Below are 19,307 nucleotides of genomic sequence, written 5' to 3' on the forward strand. Positions count from 1 at the left end.
AGGCGAGCGGCGGTCGGGCCGCTCGCCAGATAGGCCTAGCCGGTGACGGCCTGGCTGAGGTCGCCGGCGACGTTGGCGGAGGCCTTGCGCGGGAACCAGAGGGCGAAGCCGAGCCAGATGAAGGCAAGGCCGACCGGGATCGCGGCGTAGCGCTGGAACTCGTGCGGCAAGAGGGCGGCGGCGGGCGTTACCAGCGCGGCGACGGCCAGCAGGGCCGAGGGTCCCCGCGGCAGGACGCCGGCGCGGAGGGTGCCGATGCCGAGCAGGATGCCTCCCAGCAGATAGAGCACGCCCAGAACGCTGTAGGTCGGCACGATGGGGCCAATGTCCATCGTGCCCGGGTGCTGGTTCACGATGCCGAGGAAGCTGTCGATGAACTGCGGGGCGACCGTGGCAAGCGGCGGCAGGATGAACAGCTCGGCGAAGATGAATCCGGTCTGCAGCCACCAGGCGAGCCCGAACAGGACGAAGCCTGCGAGGGCCGTCCAGCCTGACCTTCCGACCTGCCGGACATAGAGGCCGGTGATGGCAATGATAAAGAACAGGCACATCGCGAGCTTGAGCGACATGAAGATTGTCCAGCTCGGAGCCGTGACCGAGGCGAGAAAGTCGGGCGGATGGATCGGCTGGATGCCGGCGTAGATCAGGCCGGCAAGGATGGCAAAGGGCCCGGTACTGCGGATGAGCGTGTCGGAGGTGAGCAGGCGGTTGGCGGTCGTGGTCATGGCGGTCTCCTCAAGTCGATTGGTCAATTGCTCGTGGGGGGCGGGACAGGAGTCACGGAGATCAGAGACACTCCGAGATCGCGGATGCGCTGAAGCAGGCCGTGCAGCGCCGCCTGATCGGCGGCTACGCCGCGAAGAAGCGTGGTGCCGGCCGGTTCGTGGATCAGTTCGGGGACGCCGAGCCGTTCGGCCCAGTGATGGTCGAGCTGGCCGCGCAGGCGGATGTCATAGGTCCCGGCATGCTCGGGGTGCGGATTGCGCGTGGTCATGGTGCTCCTCAGCGTTCGTGCTGGCGCGAACCGGGTTCGCTGAGGAGGACTATGTCGGAGGACATGGTGAGCCCGGCTCACCAGATGTGGTGAGCAGACATGGTGATTTTTGCTTTTTCTGCCGCTAGTCGCGGGCGTCCCGGGCGAAGAGCTGCATTTCTTCGGCGCGGCGCACCGCGGCCCGACGGCTGTTCACGCCCAGCTTTTCAAAGATGTTCTTGGTGTGGGTGCGCAGGGTGTTGAGTGAAACCGCGAGCTCGTCGGCGATCTCGGGGCCGCTGAGATCGGAGCGCAGCAGGCGGAGGACGTCTCTCTCGCGGTCGCTGAGAGGCTCAATGAGATCGTGGTGAAGGGGTGGGGCGGGTTCGGCAACTGCCGCGCCTGCCGAGACGATGCTGCGGGCGAAGACCGATGTGACCTCGCGCTTGCTCAGCAACTTGAACAGTGGGGCAAGGGCGTCGCCTTCGTCGAGGAAGGGGCGGCGGAGGCTCTCGGGCTCGGCCAGCGCGATCGCCCGGCGCAGCGCCTCGATGGCAGCGGGGAGCTCATGGCGAGCGCGGTGCGCGAGTGCTGCGAGGATGTGGAGGTCAACGAGGCTCCGCCCGCGCCCACCTTCCGACGCCGCATGGGCCAGACGGTCGATGAGGCGCAGCGCGGTGTCGAGCGAGTGGCTGTCGCCGTGCGCGACGAGCAGGCGGGTAAGGGTAACGTGTTCGAACTCGCGCGGGTAGGCCGGTGGATCGTCGGCGCCGATTGCAGCTTCCTTCACCCAGCGCTCGGCCGCATCGAGCTGGCCCAGCCGGATGTGGACATTGGCAATGAGCGCCGGCACGGGCCGCACGTTGGGGAAGAAGTCGCTGACATAGCGGCGCTCGGCTTCGCGCAGATGTTCGAGGGCCTCGGCCGCCCTTCCCACGGCCAGGTCGAGACGCGCCTGGGCGACCCGGGAGCGGTAGGGGAATTGGGGCAGGCCCCAGACCTCGCCGAGCTCGCGGCAGCGGTCCAGGTGCTCGCGGGCGCTGGTGAGTTCGTTGCGCTCAAGGTGGAGAAAGGCGAGACTGGCGTGGGTGTCGGCAGCGCCGCGCGCCATCGGGCGGCCGTTGTCGGTGGCGAGGGAGAGGGCCGCCTCGCACAGCTGCATTGCTTCGGTCAGCAGGCCTTGGGTATTCCTTATGTCGGCGAGGGCGATCGTGGTGCCCTGGACGTCGGCGACGTGCCCCTCTTCGCGCATGCGGTCCCGGCACTCGGTCCAGAAGCGCGCGGCGTCGTTGAGGTCGCCTTTGGTCCACGATACGATCCCGAGGAAGCCCGCAGCGCCGGCCCGGGTCAGATGGTCACTTTTCGGGGCAAGGTCCAGCACCCGATGAGCATGCTCGGCGGCTGCCACGACATCGCCCTGCACCTGCGCGAGGGCTGTCCGGTAGAGTTCGACGTGGGCGAGCAAGGGGTTCGGATCCGCGAGGTTCACGATCTCGGCTTCGGCCGTGCGGAGGCGGTCCTCAATGCCGTCGAAGGCACCGAGCGACACCAACACACCGGCATAGGCAACGCCGAGGACCGGGCGCTTCTTGACGATGGCGTCGGGTATCGGCTGCATCCAGGCTCGGAAAAGCGCCTCCTGGCGGTGTTTGCGGATCTGGGGGATCGCGCGCTCGATCAGCTCGGCTGCCCACTCGTAGTCCCGCGCTTCGAGGGCATGATGGATCGCCTCGGCCCGCTCGCCGTGGGATTCGTACCATTCACTAGCCCGGCGATGGAGTGCGGGGAACGCCTCGGTCTGCGTGTCGGTGAGGTGGGTGCGCAGGACATCGGCGAACAGGTGGTGGTAGCGAAACCACTGTCGGTGGGCGTCGAGCGGAACCAGGAAGAGGTTCTGGCGCTCGAGACGGTCGAGCATGTTCCGGCTGCTGCCCGGCTCGTCCGTGACGGCGTCGCAGAGGGGCGCACTCATGCGGCGCAGGACCGATGTCGTCAGGAGGAAGTCGTGAAGATCGTCGGGGAGACGCGCGAGTACCTCATCAATGAGGTAGTCGAAGACGTAGCGTCCGCTGCCGGCAAAATCCTCGATGAACGCCGCCGCGTCGTCACGGCCTTCAAGGGAGAGCACAGCAAGCTGTAGCGCCGCAATCCAGCCTTCGGTCTTCCGGTCCAGCGTCGCCGCGTCGGCGGGGGAAAGGCCGAGGTGCATGACATCGTTGAGGTATGCCGCAGCCTCCTCGGCGGTGAAGCGCAGATCGGCCGAGCGTATCTCGACCAGGTCGCCGCGCACCCTGAGCCGGGCGAGGGGCAGGCCGGGGTCGGCCCGCGTGCCGATGATGACATGGACGTGGGGCGGCAGGTGATCGATGAAGAATCCGAGCTGCTCGTGGATGTCCCGCCTGTCGATCAGGTGGAGGTCGTCCAGGATCAGGACGAGGGGTATCTCACCAGTGGTGAGCTGGTTGAGGAGGATCGCCACGAAGCCCTGGTCCGGTTGCATCGCCGAGGGCAGATCGGGAAACGCCGCGCCAGCCCTGGCAGAGGCCGCCTGCAGTGCGGCGACGACGTGGGGCCAGAACGCAGAGGGCTCGCTGTCGCTTTCATCGAGCGAGAGCCAGGCGACCGCCAGACCTGGCGGCGCCGAGTTGGCCAACCAATCGGCGAGCAACGTCGTCTTGCCAAAGCCCGCCGGCGCCGAGATCAGGGTGAGCCTGGTCTCAAGGCAGCGGTCGAGCAGCGCGCGAAGCCGCGGTCGCGCCACGACACGGGGTCGCAGGAGGGGCAAGTTCAGTTTGGTGGTAACGAGTGGCAAGGCCATGTCTCCGCCATTTCTGGGCCTGGCCGGGTGCCGAAGCAAGTGGCAGGCAAACGAGAGGGAAGGCCCGGGCCCTCCCTCTCCAGTCGTGAGATCGGCGATGTCCCGCTACGACGAGACGCGACATCGCTGGCCGTCGGAGGTTGGATGTCGGTTCGGCCGACCTCACGACTGATCGGTGTCCAGTGCAGCAAAGGCCGCGGGATTGAAGCCACGCACCAGCAGCCAGATGCCAAGCAGCAGTTCCCAGAAGAACTCGGGGGCAACGGATAGGCTGTGGATGGTCGAGCCGAACTCGAAGTGGCCGAACAACACGCCACAGCTGCCGAGGAGGAGGGCCGGGCCACCGATGAGACCGAGTATCGAGAGGAAGCGCGGCAGCAGCCGGGTCTTCCACATCATGTACCCGAGGATCAGGCCATTGCCGACGCCGACCACGACACCGGGCCCCATCTTGAACGTCCAGTCATGGACGGCGACCAGAGCCTGTCCAACCACGGCTAGCGCGGCTGGGTCGGCGTCGCCGGCGGTCGCCCGCAAAGTGACAAGGGCGAGAACCGAGATGATGCCAATCGCAATGAACGCGCTCTCCATGACACGCGCGGTGACGAAGCCGAGGCTCAGCACGGGAAAGCGCCGCCTGAGCACCGGATAGAGCGTGAGGGCCGAGGCGATGTTGGCGGCGATGAGCAGGAGCTCGAGGATGACGCCCCACGTCACGCCGGCGTTGAATGGCCCACCAAGGACGAAGGCCGGATCGCTCAGCGCCGGAACATAGAGTGTCAGGACCGGCGGAATGGATGTGGCGTAGGTGATGAGGAAGAATAGGCCGGTGAGGCGGCCAAGAAGCTGAGAGTCCTTGTGGCGCTCGGCAGCACCGTCAGTCGGGCGCCGGTCTGAAGTCGTTGCGTTTCGGTGGAAGTTGTCGACGGCGGGGGCCGTCGTAGTGATCGTAGTCATCTAGAGCCCTCATGGGTAGGTGGTGAAGTGAACACCACCTTCCTAAGACACACTCCGGCCGTGCGGAACGCGCACCGTTTGCACCTTATTCGTGCACAGGACGCCATGTATCGGCGGATCGCGAGACGCAGATGTCAGCGGGTCTTGCCAGGAGAACATACGCTGCGCAGGCATGAGCGCAGCCACCTATGGGCCAGATCCCCGTCCATTCGTGGGTGCCACAGCAGGGAAATGGTGAACCCGGCGATCTCGAAGGGTAGCGCGAAGGTACTGACCCCGCGACGCAGTCCCTCGGTGTGCCGCTCCGGCACAGTGGCGACGAGGTCGGTATCGCGGCATAGGCTAATGGCGGCCGCAAAGCCATTGACGACAACGCCGATGCGCCGCCGGGCCCCAGCCGCCAGAGCTGCCTCTTCGACCTCGGAGCTGTGCAGGCCTCTGCGAAGAATCTGCACGTGTTCGGCTGCCCCGTAGCCCTTCAGTGAGTCCAGGGCACCCAAGGCGGGGTGCCCATCCCGCACCACGCCGACCCACCGGTCCTCGAACAGGGGCAAGGCGCGCATCTCTGGCGCCGTGGTCGCGTCGATCACGCCGGTTTCGATGTCGACTTCTCCCTCGCGAAGGGGGGCGCTTTCCTTGTCGGGCTTGGCCACGAACTGCAGGGTTACTCCCGGTGCCTCGTCACGCATCAGGGCGATGAGACGCGGGCCGAAGGTCTCGACGAAGCCCTCGCTCGTACGCGCGACGAAGCGACGCTCCAGCCTGGTGAGGTCGAGCTTCTCGGCGGGACGCAGGATCGCTCGCGCCCCATCCACTACTGCGCCGACCTGGGCACGAAGTTCCAGCGCCCTCGGCGTTGGAACCAGGCTGCGGCCAGCGCGGACCAGCAGAGGATCCCCGGTCACCTCGCGCAGTCTCGCCAAGGCCCGGCTCATCGCGGATGGGCTCAGCCGCAGCCGCCTAGCTGCGCCTGCAACACTGCCCTCGGCAAGCAGGACGTCCAGCGTTACCAGCAGGTTGAAGTCGGGCATCAGCTTCCTCGGATATGGCGTCTGGTGCACGAATATGATGCGAACGCTGCGCGTTCCGCAATAGCTGCGGCAGGCGTATCTCGTTGGCATCCACTTTCAGGAATCTGCAAATGCCAGCTCGTTATGCCCCAACTCTCTTCGGCTTTGTCCTCACGGCGCTGATTTCGTTCCCGCTCGACCGGCGCCTGGTCGGTGTGCTCGTCAAGGCGCCAGCGCCGGTCTCGCGCTAGCTCGATGATGCGTTCCTCCTCCAAACAAGAGGCCAGAAGCCTCGCCTCGCTGTCGCTGGCGATGCTGCTGCCGTCGCTGGGCATCAGCGTCGCCAATATTGCCCTTCCCAGCCTGCAGGTCGCCTTCAATGCGACCAATCAGCAGGCGCAGTGGGTCGTCATCGCCTATCTGGTAGTCGTCACCTCGACCCTGGTCACGGCCGGCCGACTGGGCGACCTGCTCGGCCGCAAGCCGCTTCTCCTCGCCGGCATCGGCATCTTCTCGGTTGCATCAATGGCCGCCATGGTTGCGCCCACCATCTGGGTGGTCGTTTTGGCCAGAGCCGTTCAGGGAGCCGGTGCCGCGATGATGATGTCGCTCACCGTCGCGGCGGTCGGCGACGCGATTCCGGCGGAGCGCTCGGGCACTGCAATGGGACTGCTCGGCACCGTTTCCGCAATCGGCACGGCGGCCGGTCCTTCGCTGGGTGGGCTGTTGATCAATGCGTTCGGCTGGCCCTCGATCTTCGTGCTGATGGCGGGTGCCGGATTGGTCGCCGCGCTCTTTGTGAGCACGCAACTGCCTGCCGCCCCGTCCGGCAATCGCCGGCCGACCTTCGACCTGCCCGGCGCATTCACTCTCATGCTGACCGTTGCAGCCTTCGCGCTGGCGACCACGCTAAGCCCCTTCACCTTCGTCAATGCAATCCTCGCCGGCGTTGCCTTGCTGGGTGCGGGAGCTTTCGTTTCCATCGAGCGTCGGGCCTCAGCGCCCCTGGTGCAGCTTGACGTTCTGAAGCGGCCAGTCATCGCCGCCGGGCTGCTTTCGATCGGCCTCGTCTCGGCGATCGTCATGACGACTCTCGTGGTGGGGCCCTTCTACCTCACCGGCGTGCTCGGACTGGATACCGTGACCACCGGTCTTGTGATGACGGTAGGGCCCACGGTTTCCGCCATCGTCGGTCTTCCGGCCGGGCGGATGGTCGATCGCAACGGCTCGACTGTTGCCAGCCATGTCGGGCTGTTCGCGCTTCTCGCCGGCACCGTTGCCATGATGATCCTTCCAGGCCAGGTCGGGCTGGCCGGATATGTTCTCAGCTTGATCCTCATCACTTCGGGCTATGCCCTGTTCCAGACTGCCAACAATACCGCGCTCATGGCTGGCGCGGAAAAGGACCAGCGTGGCGTGACTTCGGCTTTGCTGGCTCTCGGCAGGAATTCGGGACTGATTACCGGCGCCTCGGCCATGGGAGCGCTGTTCGCCCTTGGCTCGGGCACCACGGATCATGGCGGCGGGTTCGGCCTTCAACTTGTCTTCGCGGCTGCCACAGCATTCGTTGCCCTTGCGCTCGGCCTGTCGACCTGGGCAACAGGCAAGTCGGCCTCCAGATAGCGGCACGGGAGCACGCACAGCTCTCCCGCGGTCGGCATTGCTGGGCTACACTTCCTGTCGGCCAATGCCGGCGGGAGGTTGTCATGGTGGGCGCGCAGATCAGATTTGGCGATGGCGCCAGTTACGAACTTCTGATGGGCGAATGGAGCAGGAATGCCGGCGCTGACTTTCTGGACTGGCTGAAACCGCCCCCCGGACTGGCGTGGCTGGACGTCGGGTGTGGCAGCGGTGCTTTTTCTGGCCTCGTAGTTGAACGCTGCGCTCCCCTTTCGCTGCTGGGCATCGATCCTTCGGAAGGACAGCTGAACTTCGCTCGCGGTCGCGGACTCGGGCCTGCGGCTACGTTCAAGACAGGCGATGCGATGCAGATCGATCTCCCCGATAACTCTGTCGACGTAGCTATCGCCGCGCTTGTTCTGCACTTCATGCCGGAACCACTGCGCGGCGTGAGCGAGATGGCCCGCATAGTCCGCCCCGGAGGCTTCGTTGCCGCCTATACCTGGGATCTCGAAGGGGGCGGCTTTCCTTATGAGGCGATGCATCGCGCAATGCTGGCGATGGACTTCGAGACGCCAAGTCCACCACATCCCGAGGCTGGCAATGCCGACGAAATGCATCGCCTATGGACGGCCGCGGGCCTCGAGAATATCCGGCAACGTCAGATTTCCGTGTCGCGTACCTTTCGCGATTTCGACCACTATTGGCAGGTCGGTGTCCTCTCTCCCCGCCTCGCATCAGTCCTGGGCGACCTTGCACCGGATCAACTCGCTTTACTGAAGGACACCACGCGGAGCTTGGTGCCCGAGCCTGTAGTCCTTCGTGCAAGCGCCAACGCGATCAGCGGAAGAGTGGGGGGTTGAACTGCGAAGGGTCTTTCCGCCAGATGGCCCTGCAACCTGCGATCCTAGGCTGCCTGACCGCAACCTGCGCCAATTGGCTCCCAAGCGCTGTCAAATGAAGCGGTAGCGTCGGCAAGCGGCCTACGCCGGACAACATCGGAGCCGAAGCGGTGATCGTGGCATTCCGGGTGTGCCTGCCCGCTGCCCAAAGAGTGCCCCCCACTTAACCTTAACGTGATCCCTCGCCACGCCTGTGACGGATATGCATCATCACAGAAAAGCCAGGATTCCTGCCACATTCGCGCCGCGATAGGCAAAGATTAACCACGTCGGCAAACCCGGCCTTAAGACTAAGCGCGGTAAATGCCGTGCTTAAGATTTTCGCCTTTCAGGAGCTTTCCGTGGTCATCACCGCACCCCTCAACACCGCATTGCGTGCTGCCGCAATGCTGCTTTTCGTCGTGGTCATCGCGGCCTGTTCGCGCACGCCCAATACCATGCCGACCGGTGTCGGCAATCTGGGGCCGGGCGGCGGCGCACCGGGCAGCCAGCAGGAATTCCTGGTGTCGGTCGGCGATCGCGTCTTCTTCGAAACCGATTCTAGCTCGCTGACCGCCGAGGCTTCTGCCACGCTCGACAAGCAGGCGGCCTGGCTCAACCAGTACCAGAACTACCGCATCATGATCGAAGGCCATGCCGATGAGCGCGGCACCCGCGAATACAATATCGCCCTGGGCGCCCGCCGCGCCTCGGTGGTGGTGAACTACCTCGTGTCGCGCGGTGTCAACCAGCAGCGCATCACGTCGCAGTCCTTCGGCAAGGAACGCCCGGTGGCGATCTGCAACGACATTTCCTGCTGGAGCCAGAACCGCCGCGCGGTCACGGTCGTCCAGTAGCCAAGAAAAGCGGCTCTTCCCCACGGGGCGAGGCCCACACCGATCCAGTGCAAACTGGAGGCAAGAGCGCCCGGAGCCACAATTTGGCCCGGGCGCTTTCTTTTGACCAAAATTGCCCTTTATCGGCAGCGCCTCAGGCACCATGTTGGGTGTCACTTGGGTCCAGCATTTTGGAGGCGTCGTTTGAAGTTATCGGCAATCGCAAGAAGGGGACGGGTGGCGCTGTGCACGGTCGCGGTCGCGTTCGGGTTTACCGGCGCCAGCATGTCGGCCCAGTCGACGAGCCTGCCACCGGCCGAGCTGGGTGGACTGACCTTCACCAATGCCCCCCAGGCCCCGCGCATCCATGTCGCCCAGGCGCAGGATACCGCGCAGCTGATGGTGCGCCTGCAGCAGCTCGAAGAGCAGAATCGCCTGCTCAACGGGCAGATCGAGGGCCTGACCTTCCAGCTCACGCAGCTGCAGGAAATCGTCAACCGGATGGCCGAAGACAATGAGTTCCGCTTCCAGGCGCTCGAAGGCGGTGCGCCGGGAAAAACTGATGCGGCAACCCAACCGGGCGGCGTGACGCAGCCCGAGGCGTTGCCGCAGGACCCCGGTGCTGCGCCCGAAGTGGCGCCCGATGCCGTGCCGATGACCGATATTCCCGAGCAGGGCGTGCAGCCGCTGCCCGGCGAGGTCGAGTTCGACCCGACCTTTGACGATGGCAGCGCGGCGCCCGCCGATACGCTCGGCGAATCCGGCGATCCGCTGGTGGGCACCGGCGCCACGGGCGGGGTGGATCTGGCCACCGGCCAGCCGCTGAACCTGAGCTTTGACCCGGCCGCAGCCGCGACCGGCAATGCCGACGCCGATGCCCAGTTCGCGGCGGGCTATGATGCCCTGGTCAAGGGCGACTATGCCTTTGCCGAGGATCAGTTCAGCCAGTTCATCGCGCTCTATCCGGACAATCCGCAGGCAACCGACGCTGCCAACTGGCTCGGCGATGCGCTGATCCACCGGTCGGCCTATGACGAGGCGGCCGAAGTGCTGCTGACCGCCTTCCAGAAGGCGCCGGACAATCCGCGGGCGCCGGACCTGCTGCTCAAGCTGGGCATGTCGCTGTCGGGCGCCGGCGAGCGCGAGACTGCCTGCCGCACCTTTGCCGAGATCGACAAGCGCTACACCACGTTGACGCCGGCCTTCCTGACCCGGCTGGGCGAGGAAAAGTCCCGGGCCGAATGCCCGCCCGCATGACGCCGGGGCTCGAGACGCCGGCAGAGCTGCAGGCTCTGTTTGCCGCGGTGGCGGGGCAACCCGCCATCGCGCTCGCCGTCTCGGGTGGCGCCGATAGCCTGGCGCTGATGCTGCTGGCGCAGCGCTGGGCCTCGAGCCTGGCCAATCCGCCGGTCCTTCACGTCTATTCGGTCGATCACGGCCTGCGCCCCGAAGCGGCCGGGGAGGTCGCAAGTGTGCTGGCGGCCGCGCAGGCGCTCGGCCTGCCGGCGCGGGGGCTCGTCTGGGCCGGCGCCAAGCCGGCCAGCGGGGTGCAGGAAGCCGCGCGCATCGCCCGCTATCGTCTTATGGGGGCAGCCATGGCCGAGGATGGCGCGACTGTGCTGCTCACCGCCCATCACCGGCATGACCAGGCCGAGACGGTGCTGATGCGCATGGCGCATGGCAGCGGCATCGAGGGCCTCAAGGGCATGAGTGCCATGGCCGAGATCGAAGGCGTGCCGGTGCATCGCCCGCTGCTCGGCGTCCAACCGGCCGCCCTGCGTGCCGTCGTCGACGCGGCAGGGTTGGTCCCGGCCGAGGACCCATCCAATAAAGATCCGCATTATGAGCGGGTGCGCTGGCGCCAGGTGCTGCCACAGCTGGCCTCGCTCGGTCTCGACAGCGCCGCCCTCTCGGTCTTTGCCGAGCGCATGGCCGAGGCCGATGCCGCCATCGCCCAGATCGCCGATGGCTGTTTCAGCGAGATCGTGCGTCTCGATGGCTTTGGCGCCGCGCGCATCGAGCTGGCGCCGTTCATTGGGCTCAGCCCCGCCATTTCGACGCGCCTGCTGGGGCGCACGCTCAACATTGTGGGCGGACGGCAGAAGCCCCGCGCCCTGGGCCAGGTCGAGCGCCTGCGCCAGGCGATTGCCGAGGGTGCGCTGGCCAAGTCCATGACCGTGCTCGGTTGCGTCGTCCGCCTCAAGGATGGCGCCATTGCCGTGGCCCGCGAGCCCGGCCGCGCGCTGCCGCCCGATGCGCAGCTGGCCCCGCATGGCGAGCTGGTCTGGGACGAGCGCTTCCGCATCGTCAATGCCTCGGAAGAGGGGGGTCTCACCGCCAGCGTCGCCGACTACCTGCCGCGCCATCGGCTCGAGGAATTCCTCGGCTTCAAGGTCACCGCCCCCGCCGAAGCCATCCGCACCGCCCCCATCGTCCGCGACGCGGCCGGTGGCGTGCTGTCCCTGGGCGGCTGGTCGTTCGACGATCGCATCAAGGTGCAGTTGCTGATCGATTGAACTCTACCCACCGGATGTAGGAGCCCCGATATCGGGGCCAAACATCGCCCCACCCTTGATCCCTCCCCACAAGGGGGAGGGTGTCGACTGAAACATCGCCCCCGCCTTATCCCTGGTCTGTCCTCTCCATAACCGCGATCCAGCCAGCGCTTCCACGCCTCCGCGGAACCTTCCCGATCCCCACGGCGTATTAACCCAATCGCGACAATATGACTGGACGGAGCGCGCAAAGGGCCGCAGGTCTGGCCCTTGTAACGCCCCAATGCCGGACATACATTCGGCTCACGCGCCGCGCTTGCTTGGCGCCGCTTCTCCGGGACAGGATTGATGAACGGAAATTTCCGCAACTTCGCCATCTGGCTGGTCATTCTCTTTATGCTGATGGGCCTGTTCCAGGTCTTCCAGTCTTCGACCCGCTCGATTTCCGTGGCCGATAAGAGCTACAGCCAGTTCGTCACCGATGTGGAAGCCGGCAGCGTGACCAGCGTCACCATCACCGACGATATCGTGTCGGGTACCCTGCGCGACGGCACGCGGTTCGAAACCGTGCTGCCTGCCGGCGCGGACGTGATTTCGCGGCTCGAGGACAAGGGCGTGTCGATCACCGCCCAGGCGCCGGAATCCAGCCCGTTCTGGTCGATCCTGCTCTCCTCCTGGCTCCCCTTCATCGTCATCATCGGCGTGTGGTTCTTCTTCATACGCCAGATGCAGGGCGGGGGCCGCGGCGGCGCGATGGGCTTTGGCAAGTCGCGCGCCAAGCTTTTGACCGAAAGCCACGGCAAGGTGACGTTCGAGGACGTGGCCGGCGTGGACGAGGCCAAGCAGGACCTTGAGGAAATCGTCGAGTTCCTGCGCGATCCGGGCAAGTTCCAGCGCCTGGGTGGCCGCATTCCGCGCGGCGTGCTGCTGGTTGGCCCTCCGGGTACCGGTAAGACGCTGCTGGCCCGTTCGGTCGCCGGCGAAGCCAATGTGCCTTTCTTCACCATTTCGGGTTCGGACTTCGTTGAAATGTTCGTCGGTGTCGGCGCGTCCCGCGTCCGCGACATGTTCGAGCAGGCCAAGAAGAACGCACCCTGCATTATCTTCATCGACGAAATCGACGCCGTCGGCCGCCAGCGTGGCGCCGGTCTCGGTGGCGGCAATGACGAGCGCGAACAGACGCTCAACCAGCTGCTGGTCGAGATGGATGGCTTCGAGGCCAATGAAGGCATCATCCTGATCGCCGCGACCAACCGTCCCGACGTGCTGGATCCCGCGCTTCTGCGTCCCGGCCGCTTCGACCGCCAGGTCGTGGTGCCGAACCCCGATGTTGCCGGCCGCGAGAAGGTGCTCAAGGTCCATGTGCGCAAGGTGCCGCTGGCTCCCGATGTGGACCTCAAGGTGCTGGCCCGCGGTACGCCCGGCTTCTCCGGCGCTGACCTGATGAACCTCGTCAACGAGGCGGCCCTGATGGCGGCGCGGCGCAACAAGCGCTTCGTCACCCATGCCGAGTTCGAGGACGCCAAGGACAAGATCATGATGGGCGCCGAGCGCCGCACCATGGCCATGTCGCAGGACGAAAAGAAGCTCACCGCCTATCACGAAGCCGGTCACGCCATCATCGCACTCAAGGTTGCGGGCATCGACCCCATCCACAAGGCGACGATCATTCCGCGCGGCCGGGCCCTGGGCATGGTGATGACCCTGCCGGAAAGCGACAGCTATTCGTTCAGCCGCGAGAAGGCCCTGGCCCGCCTCACCATGCTGTTCGGTGGCCGCGAGGCCGAGATCATCAAGTTCGGCCCTGAAAAGGTGACGAGCGGCGCTTCGGGCGACATCCAGATGGCCACAAACCTGGCCCGCTCGATGGTCATGGAATGGGGCATGAGCGAGAAGCTCGGCCGCGTGCGCTACAAGTCGAACGACCAAGAAGTGTTCCTGGGCCATTCGGTGACGCAGAGCCAGCATATGTCGGATGACACGGCCCGCATCATCGACCAGGAAGTGCGCAAGCTGATCGAGGATGGCGAAGCTTCGGCCCGCGAAATCCTCACCACCCACCACGACCAGTGGGAGGCGATTGCCCAGGCCCTGCTGGAATACGAGACGCTGACCGGCGATGAACTGCGCGCCCTGATGGATGGGCAGCAGCCCGTGCGTCCGGACGATAGCGGTCCTGCCGCCCCCAAGGCGAGCGGTGTGCCGTCGGCCGGCAAGGCGGGCAAGAAGCGTCCCGATGCGCCGCCCGAAAGCGGTCTTGAGCCACAGCCGGGCAGCTAGCCGGTGCAGATTTGATGGGGCCGCCGCAAGGCGGCCCTTTTTCCTGCGCGCAATTTCCGCTATTCCGCCCGAAAGTGGTATTATCCGAAGCGACCGGCAGAGCCGGGCCGGGCGAGGGGACAGACAGATGGTACGCAAGTATTTCGGCACGGACGGGATCCGCGGGCTCGCCAATGGCGACAAGCTGACCCCCGAACTGGCACTGCGCGTCGGCATGGCTGCCGGGCAGAAATTCGTGCGGGGCGACCATCGCAACCGTGTCGTCATCGGCAAGGATACGAGGCGCTCGGGCTATATGCTGGAGCAGGCCCTCACGGCCGGCTTCACCGCCGTGGGCATGGATGTCTACCTGCTCGGGCCGATGCCCACCCCCGCCGTCGCCATGCTGACGCGTTCGCTGCGCGCCGATCTGGGCGTCATGATCTCGGCCTCGCACAATCCCTATGACGACAACGGCATCAAGCTGTTCCGTCCCGATGGCTACAAGCTCAGCGACGATGTCGAAAAAGAGATCGAGCGGCTGATGGACAGCGACATGACGGGCCTGTTGGCGCATGGCCGCGACATCGGTCGCGCCTATCGCGACGAGGAAGCCCGTACCCGCTATATCGAATATGCCAAGCGCACGCTGCCGCGGGGCGCGGACCTGGCGGGCCTGCGCGTGGTGCTCGATTGCGCCAATGGCGCGGCCTACAAGGTCGCCCCGATCGCGCTGTGGGAACTGGGCGCCGAGGTCTTCACCATCGGTGACAAGCCCGATGGCTTCAATATCAACGACAAGGTGGGCTCCACCGCACCCGAGGCCGTGTCGGCCAAGGTCAAGGAAGTGCGCGCCGATATCGGCATTGCGCTGGATGGCGATGCCGACCGCGTCATCATCATCGACGAAAAGGGCGAAGTGGTCGATGGCGACCAGTTCATGGCCGTGATCGCCCAGAGCTGGCTGGAGCGCCAGATGCTGATGGGCGGGGGCATTGTCGCCACCGTCATGTCCAATCTGGGCCTCGAGCGCTATCTGACCTCGCTGGGCCTCACACTCGAGCGCACCCAGGTGGGCGACCGCTATGTGCTCGAGGCGATGCGCGCCAAGGGCTTCAACGTCGGCGGCGAGCAATCGGGCCACATCATCCTGTCCGATTTCACCACGACGGGCGATGGCCTGGTGGCGGCGCTGCAGCTGCTGTCGGTGCTCAAGCAGCAGGATCGCAGCGTGTCCGAGATCTGCGCGCGCTTTACCAAGGTGCCGCAGTTGCTGCGCAGCGTGAAGTTCAAGTCCGGCAAGCCGCTCGAGCACAAGCTGGTCATCCAGGCCATTGCCGATGGCCAGGCCATGCTGGGCACGGGCGGCCGGCTGGTGGTGCGCGCTTCGGGCACCGAGCCGGTGATCCGCGTCATGGGCGAGGCCGACGATGCCTCGCTGGTCACCACCGTGGTGTCGCAGATCGAGGCGGCCATCCGCGAGGTCGCCTGATCTGCGTTTACTTTGCGTTAACTACCATTGGCCGGTGCCAATATTGTTAGGGTTAAATCTTTAGGTTAAGCGGCTTTTAAGAAAATTGTCCGATATTGGGCGCAATCGACTGGTGTCGTGGCAACCCAAGGACGTTTCACATGCGTAAACTCATTGCAGCGATCATGGTGGCAGGAGCCACCCTCGTTGCCGGCTCGGCAGTCGCCGCCGACTTCCCCGAATATCCCCCGATCATCGAAATCCCTGATGTGGATTATGGTGTTCAGGGCTCGTTCTACCTGCGCGGTAGCGCCAGCCTGAACGGCATGTGGGCCAAGGAAGTTGTCCACACCACGCTAGCAACAGGCAATGTTCACGCCATCGACGCTTGGGGCTACGGCTACTCGGTCGGTGCGGGGTTGGGCTACGAAACTGGCACCGGGCTGCGAGTCGACGCGACACTGGATTACCTGGCCAACGAAGGAATGCAGGCGACTATTCAGCCTTCGGCAAATCCGGCCCTGACTCGGGGGCCACATAAGCTGTCCCTCCGTTCCACGGTCCTGTTGGCCAATGCCTATTACGACTTCGGTTTCGGCGATGGCGGCTACGGTGCAGCCGGCGGTGCTTTCGGCTATGTCGGTGCCGGTGCCGGTGTCGCCTTCAACGACGTGATCACTACCGGTTCCGCGTTGCCTGATACGCGCGGCGGCAATACCAGCTTCGCCGCGGCCGGCATGGTCGGCGTGGGTTATGACTTCGGTCAGGTGGTTGCCGATGTGGGCTATCGCGGCCTCTACATCAACCAGATTGCCAATACCTCTAGCACCTACCCCTACCGTATCGACCATGCCTGGGTGCATGAAGTGCGCGGCACCGTCCGCTACCGCTTCAACTGAGATCAGACGTGGCGGGATAGCCACGACCCGCTATGCGAACAATCGGCGTCCAGAAGGGCGCCGATTTTCTTTTGTCCCCGACTCCGGTGAACGCGCTAAGCTGGCGCAAAACACGCGGGGGATGACATGAAGGTCTTGGTAATCGGCGCAGCCGGCATGGTCGGGCGCAAGCTGGTGGCAGCGCTGCTGGCAAGCGGCCGTGTCGGGGAGCAGGCCATCACCGGCCTCGCCCTGGCCGATGTGATCGCGCCCAGCGCGCCGGCTTCGACCATTGCCATCACGACCAGCGCGGCGGATCTTTCGGTACCCGAGGTGGCAGAGCGCCTGGTGCAGGACCGGCCCGACCTGATCTTTCATCTCGCCGCCATCGTCTCGGGCGAGGCCGAGGCCGATTTCGAGAAGGGCTATCGCATCAATCTCGACGGGACGCGGCACCTGCTGGAGGCCATACGCCTGGCCGGGCAGGCAGCACCCTACCGGCCGCGGCTGATCTTCACCTCGTCGATCGCCGTCTTCGGCGAGCCCTTGCCCGCCGTGATCGGGGATATGCAGGAGCATACCCCACTTACCAGCTACGGCACCCAGAAGGCGATCTGCGAATTGCTGCTGGCCGATTATTCGCGGCGCGGCTTTGTCGATGGCGTCGGCATCCGCCTGCCCACCATCGTGGTGCGGCCGGGCAAGCCCAACAAGGCGGCGTCCGGCTTTTTCTCCGGCATCATCCGCGAGCCCCTGGCGGGGCAGGAGGCGCTGCTGCCCGTTGCCGATACGGTGCGGCACTGGTTTGCCAGCCCGCGCGCGGCTGTGGGTTTCCTGCTGCACGCTGCGGGTATGGTTACCGGCCTCCTCGGCCATCAGCGCAATCTCACCATGCCCGGCCTTGCCGCCACCGTCGCCGATGAGATCGCGGCGCTGGAGCGGGTTGCCGGCCCCCGGGCCACGGCCCTGATCCGCCGCCAGCCCGACGAAACCATTGCCCGCATCGTCGCCGGCTGGCCGCAGGCCTTCGAGGCCGGGCGCGCCCGGGCGCTGGGCTTTACCGCCGACAGCAGCTTCGACGAGATCATCCGCATCCATATCGAGGATGAGCTGGGCGGCCGCCTCGGCTGATACGATTGGCCGGGACGCTGACTGCGTCCCGGCCCGGTCTCGTTCTAGCCCCAGCGGACACCGGCATGCGGTGTCGGTTCACCCGGGCGGGCCAGAGCCCCGACGGCCAGGCGATAGAGCCGCCGCGCCTTGTGCAGATGCCAGCGCAGGGTCGTGGTCAGGATCGCGCGCGTGCTCATCGCGATGCTTCCCAGAGGGCGACGGCGTCGGGACCGGCGGGGAAGCGCTGCTGGCCGGATGTGTCATTGGCGGCCCGCCAGACCGCTTCGGCCACGTCGATCTCGCGGGTCGTCACGGAGGGGGTGGCGAAGGCCTCAAAGATCGGCCGGGCGAAGTCGGCATAGGCCGGGGGTATCAGGTCTTCGATCGGCAGTTCGGTATTGGCCCCAAACCGGGTGGTCGGCGCATAGCCTGGCTCGACGAGCTTGATGCCGATGTCGAAGGCCACCAGCTCCCTGGCCAGCGCCCGGGAAAAGCCTTCGATGGCGGTCTTGGTCGCGGTATAGGCCGCGGCGAAGGGCGATGGCGCCAGGACGACGCTCGACGTGACATTGACGATCACCCCGCTCCCCTGCTGCCGCATCAGCGGCAGGACGGCCTGCGTCATCGCCATCACGGCAAGCGTATTGGTCTCGAACAGCCGGCGAACCTGCGCCATGGGCGAGGCCTCAAAGGCCCCGACCATGCCGATGCCGGCATTGTTGACCAGCACGTCGATGGGGCCGGCCGCCGCCAGGCACGTCTCGATACTGTCGGGATCGGTGACATCGAGCGGCAGCACGGTGAGACGATCGGACTGCGGCAGCAGGTCGGGCTGCGGACGGCGCATGGTCGCGATCACCTTCCAGCCCTGGGCATGGAAGTGGCGGGCGGTTTCGAGGCCATAGCCTGAGGAGGTGCCGGTGATGAGAACGGTCTTCATGGTGCGTTTCCTTTGAGTTCGAAGTGGAGGAGGAGGGATCAGGCGATGGCGTTGAGGACGCGGCTCAGCCAGGCGCTGCGGGCCGAGCGGGCCGCGGTGGAGACGTCGGCCTGGGGGAACATGGCGTCGAAGCCGTGGAAGCCGCCGGCCCAGACATGCAATTCGGCCTGGCCGCCCGCGGCCCAGATGCCGCTGGCATAGGCGACGTCCTCATCGCGGAACAGTTCGGCGCTGCCGGCGTCGATATAGGTGGTCGGCAGGCCGGCCAGGTTGCGCTCGAGGGCCGGAGAGACGCTGCTCGGGACCTCGCCCGCGTGCCCAGCGAGCACCGATTGCCAGGCGAAGATATTCTTCTCCCGCGTCCAGACGCCGGGGTCCCCGGCATATTGCTGGCTGGATACCGTCGCATTGCGATGGTCGAGCATCGGGCAAATGAGGATTTGCGCGGCGATGGCCGGACCATTGCGGTCCCGCGCCAGCAAGGTCGTCCCGGCCGCCAGGCCACCACCAGCACTGGCGCCGGCAATGATGATGCGGCCGGGGTCGATGCCGAGTTCGCCGGCATGCGCGGCGATCCACAGCAGGCCCTGGTAGCAGTCCTCGACAAGCGTGGTGCCGCCGACTTCGGGGGCCAGGCGATAGTCGATGGTGACGACCACCGCGCCATGCTGGGCCAGCCATTCGAGCGGAATGTCGAGATTGGCAAAGCGGTCGCCCATCACCATCCCGCCGCCATGCAGCCAGTAGATGCAGGGTGCATTGGCGACGGGCGCGACAGGCCTGAACACCGAGACCGGCAGCGCGGCGCCGTCGGTCGAGGGCACCTGAAAGTCCTTCCGGTCCACGGCGCGGCCTTCGAGATAGGTTTCGGCCGGCACCAGGTACTGGCGCATCTGCGCCAGGATTTCGGAATCGAGATCGACCCCGAGCGGGAAGGCGGCGAGCTTGTCGCGCAATTCCGGGTCGAGGGCAGGGCGAGGCAGGGACATGGTGTTTTCCTTGAATGGGCGTGCAGAGGCCAGCGCCTCGACGGGGGCGTGAGCGATCAGCGATGAG

At 65.8% G+C, this 19,307-nt stretch carries 17 protein-coding genes; 9 read left to right on the plus strand and 8 right to left on the minus strand.

Translation table 11 applies throughout. The features are described 5' to 3' along the window. Positions 1-35: 35 nt before the first annotated feature. The 5 genes from ACLI1C_RS18110 to ACLI1C_RS18130 form a co-directional block, all read right to left on the minus strand. Positions 36-725, minus strand: a complete 690-nt coding sequence (locus ACLI1C_RS18110) for a hypothetical protein (RefSeq protein WP_411398950.1) — start codon at positions 723-725, stop codon at positions 36-38. A 23-nt stretch (positions 726-748) separates the two neighbouring features. Further along, on the minus strand, positions 749-994 hold the full coding sequence (locus tag ACLI1C_RS18115) for a hypothetical protein (RefSeq protein ID WP_411398951.1): 246 nt from the start codon (positions 992-994) through the stop codon (positions 749-751). Between the two features lie 124 nt (positions 995-1,118). Next, positions 1,119-3,785 carry a LuxR C-terminal-related transcriptional regulator gene (locus ACLI1C_RS18120; RefSeq protein WP_411398952.1) on the minus strand — a complete coding sequence of 889 codons (2,667 nt, stop codon included), beginning with the start codon at positions 3,783-3,785 and terminating at the stop codon, positions 1,119-1,121. A 168-nt stretch (positions 3,786-3,953) separates the two neighbouring features. Further along, a complete protein-coding gene (locus ACLI1C_RS18125) occupies positions 3,954-4,748 on the minus strand; it encodes a DUF4386 domain-containing protein (protein WP_411398953.1) in 795 nt (264 codons plus the stop codon). 134 nt (positions 4,749-4,882) lie between these two features. Continuing rightward, positions 4,883-5,779, minus strand: coding sequence for a LysR family transcriptional regulator (locus tag ACLI1C_RS18130; RefSeq protein WP_411399079.1), 897 nt, complete (start codon positions 5,777-5,779; stop codon positions 4,883-4,885). 234 nt (positions 5,780-6,013) lie between these two features. Here ACLI1C_RS18130 and ACLI1C_RS18135 point away from each other — a divergent pair, with 234 nt between their 5' ends. From ACLI1C_RS18135 to denD, 9 genes are all read left to right on the plus strand, one after another. Then, positions 6,014-7,381 carry an MFS transporter gene (locus ACLI1C_RS18135; protein WP_411398954.1) on the plus strand — a complete coding sequence of 456 codons (1,368 nt, stop codon included), beginning with the start codon at positions 6,014-6,016 and terminating at the stop codon, positions 7,379-7,381. 83 nt (positions 7,382-7,464) lie between these two features. After that, the gene (locus ACLI1C_RS18140) at positions 7,465-8,241 is read left to right on the plus strand and encodes a class I SAM-dependent methyltransferase (RefSeq protein ID WP_411398955.1); all 777 of its coding nucleotides are present in this window, start codon (positions 7,465-7,467) and stop codon (positions 8,239-8,241) included. A 425-nt stretch (positions 8,242-8,666) separates the two neighbouring features. Next, a complete protein-coding gene (gene pal / locus ACLI1C_RS18145) occupies positions 8,667-9,116 on the plus strand; it encodes a peptidoglycan-associated lipoprotein Pal (protein WP_411399080.1) in 450 nt (149 codons plus the stop codon). A gap of 183 nt (positions 9,117-9,299) precedes the next feature. After that, a complete protein-coding gene (ybgF, locus tag ACLI1C_RS18150) occupies positions 9,300-10,352 on the plus strand; it encodes a tol-pal system protein YbgF (protein WP_411398956.1) in 1,053 nt (350 codons plus the stop codon). Continuing rightward, positions 10,337-11,611: a tRNA lysidine(34) synthetase TilS gene (tilS, locus tag ACLI1C_RS18155; protein ID WP_411398957.1), complete on the plus strand. Its 1,275-nt coding sequence runs from the start codon at positions 10,337-10,339 to the stop codon at positions 11,609-11,611. The genes ybgF and tilS overlap by 16 nt, the downstream gene beginning before the upstream one ends. Before the next feature lie 327 nt (positions 11,612-11,938). Beyond that, positions 11,939-13,870 carry an ATP-dependent zinc metalloprotease FtsH gene (gene ftsH / locus ACLI1C_RS18160; protein ID WP_411398958.1) on the plus strand — a complete coding sequence of 644 codons (1,932 nt, stop codon included), beginning with the start codon at positions 11,939-11,941 and terminating at the stop codon, positions 13,868-13,870. 127 nt (positions 13,871-13,997) lie between these two features. Then, positions 13,998-15,341 carry a phosphoglucosamine mutase gene (gene glmM / locus ACLI1C_RS18165; protein ID WP_411398959.1) on the plus strand — a complete coding sequence of 448 codons (1,344 nt, stop codon included), beginning with the start codon at positions 13,998-14,000 and terminating at the stop codon, positions 15,339-15,341. A gap of 140 nt (positions 15,342-15,481) precedes the next feature. Next, entirely contained in the window at positions 15,482-16,219 is a 738-nt protein-coding gene (locus ACLI1C_RS18170) for a hypothetical protein (RefSeq protein WP_411398960.1), read from the plus strand. 126 nt (positions 16,220-16,345) lie between these two features. Next, a complete protein-coding gene (denD, locus tag ACLI1C_RS18175) occupies positions 16,346-17,329 on the plus strand; it encodes a D-erythronate dehydrogenase (protein WP_411398961.1) in 984 nt (327 codons plus the stop codon). 44 nt (positions 17,330-17,373) lie between these two features. Here denD and ACLI1C_RS18180 read toward each other — a convergent pair whose 3' ends face one another. Genes ACLI1C_RS18180 through ACLI1C_RS18190 form a run of 3 tightly spaced genes read right to left on the minus strand, consistent with a single transcriptional unit; the run spans position 17,374 to position 19,240 of the window. Further along, positions 17,374-17,508, minus strand: a complete 135-nt coding sequence (locus tag ACLI1C_RS18180) for a hypothetical protein (protein ID WP_411398962.1) — start codon at positions 17,506-17,508, stop codon at positions 17,374-17,376. Further along, positions 17,505-18,251 (minus strand): SDR family oxidoreductase, encoded by a 747-nt coding sequence (locus ACLI1C_RS18185; RefSeq protein WP_411398963.1) that lies wholly within the window; start codon positions 18,249-18,251, stop codon positions 17,505-17,507. The genes ACLI1C_RS18180 and ACLI1C_RS18185 overlap by 4 nt, the downstream gene beginning before the upstream one ends. A gap of 38 nt (positions 18,252-18,289) precedes the next feature. After that, positions 18,290-19,240 carry an alpha/beta hydrolase gene (locus tag ACLI1C_RS18190; RefSeq protein WP_411398964.1) on the minus strand — a complete coding sequence of 317 codons (951 nt, stop codon included), beginning with the start codon at positions 19,238-19,240 and terminating at the stop codon, positions 18,290-18,292. Positions 19,241-19,307: the final 67 nt, after the last annotated feature.

The organism is Devosia sp. XGJD_8 (genome assembly GCF_046614475.1).
Taxonomy (GTDB): domain Bacteria; phylum Pseudomonadota; class Alphaproteobacteria; order Rhizobiales; family Devosiaceae; genus Devosia.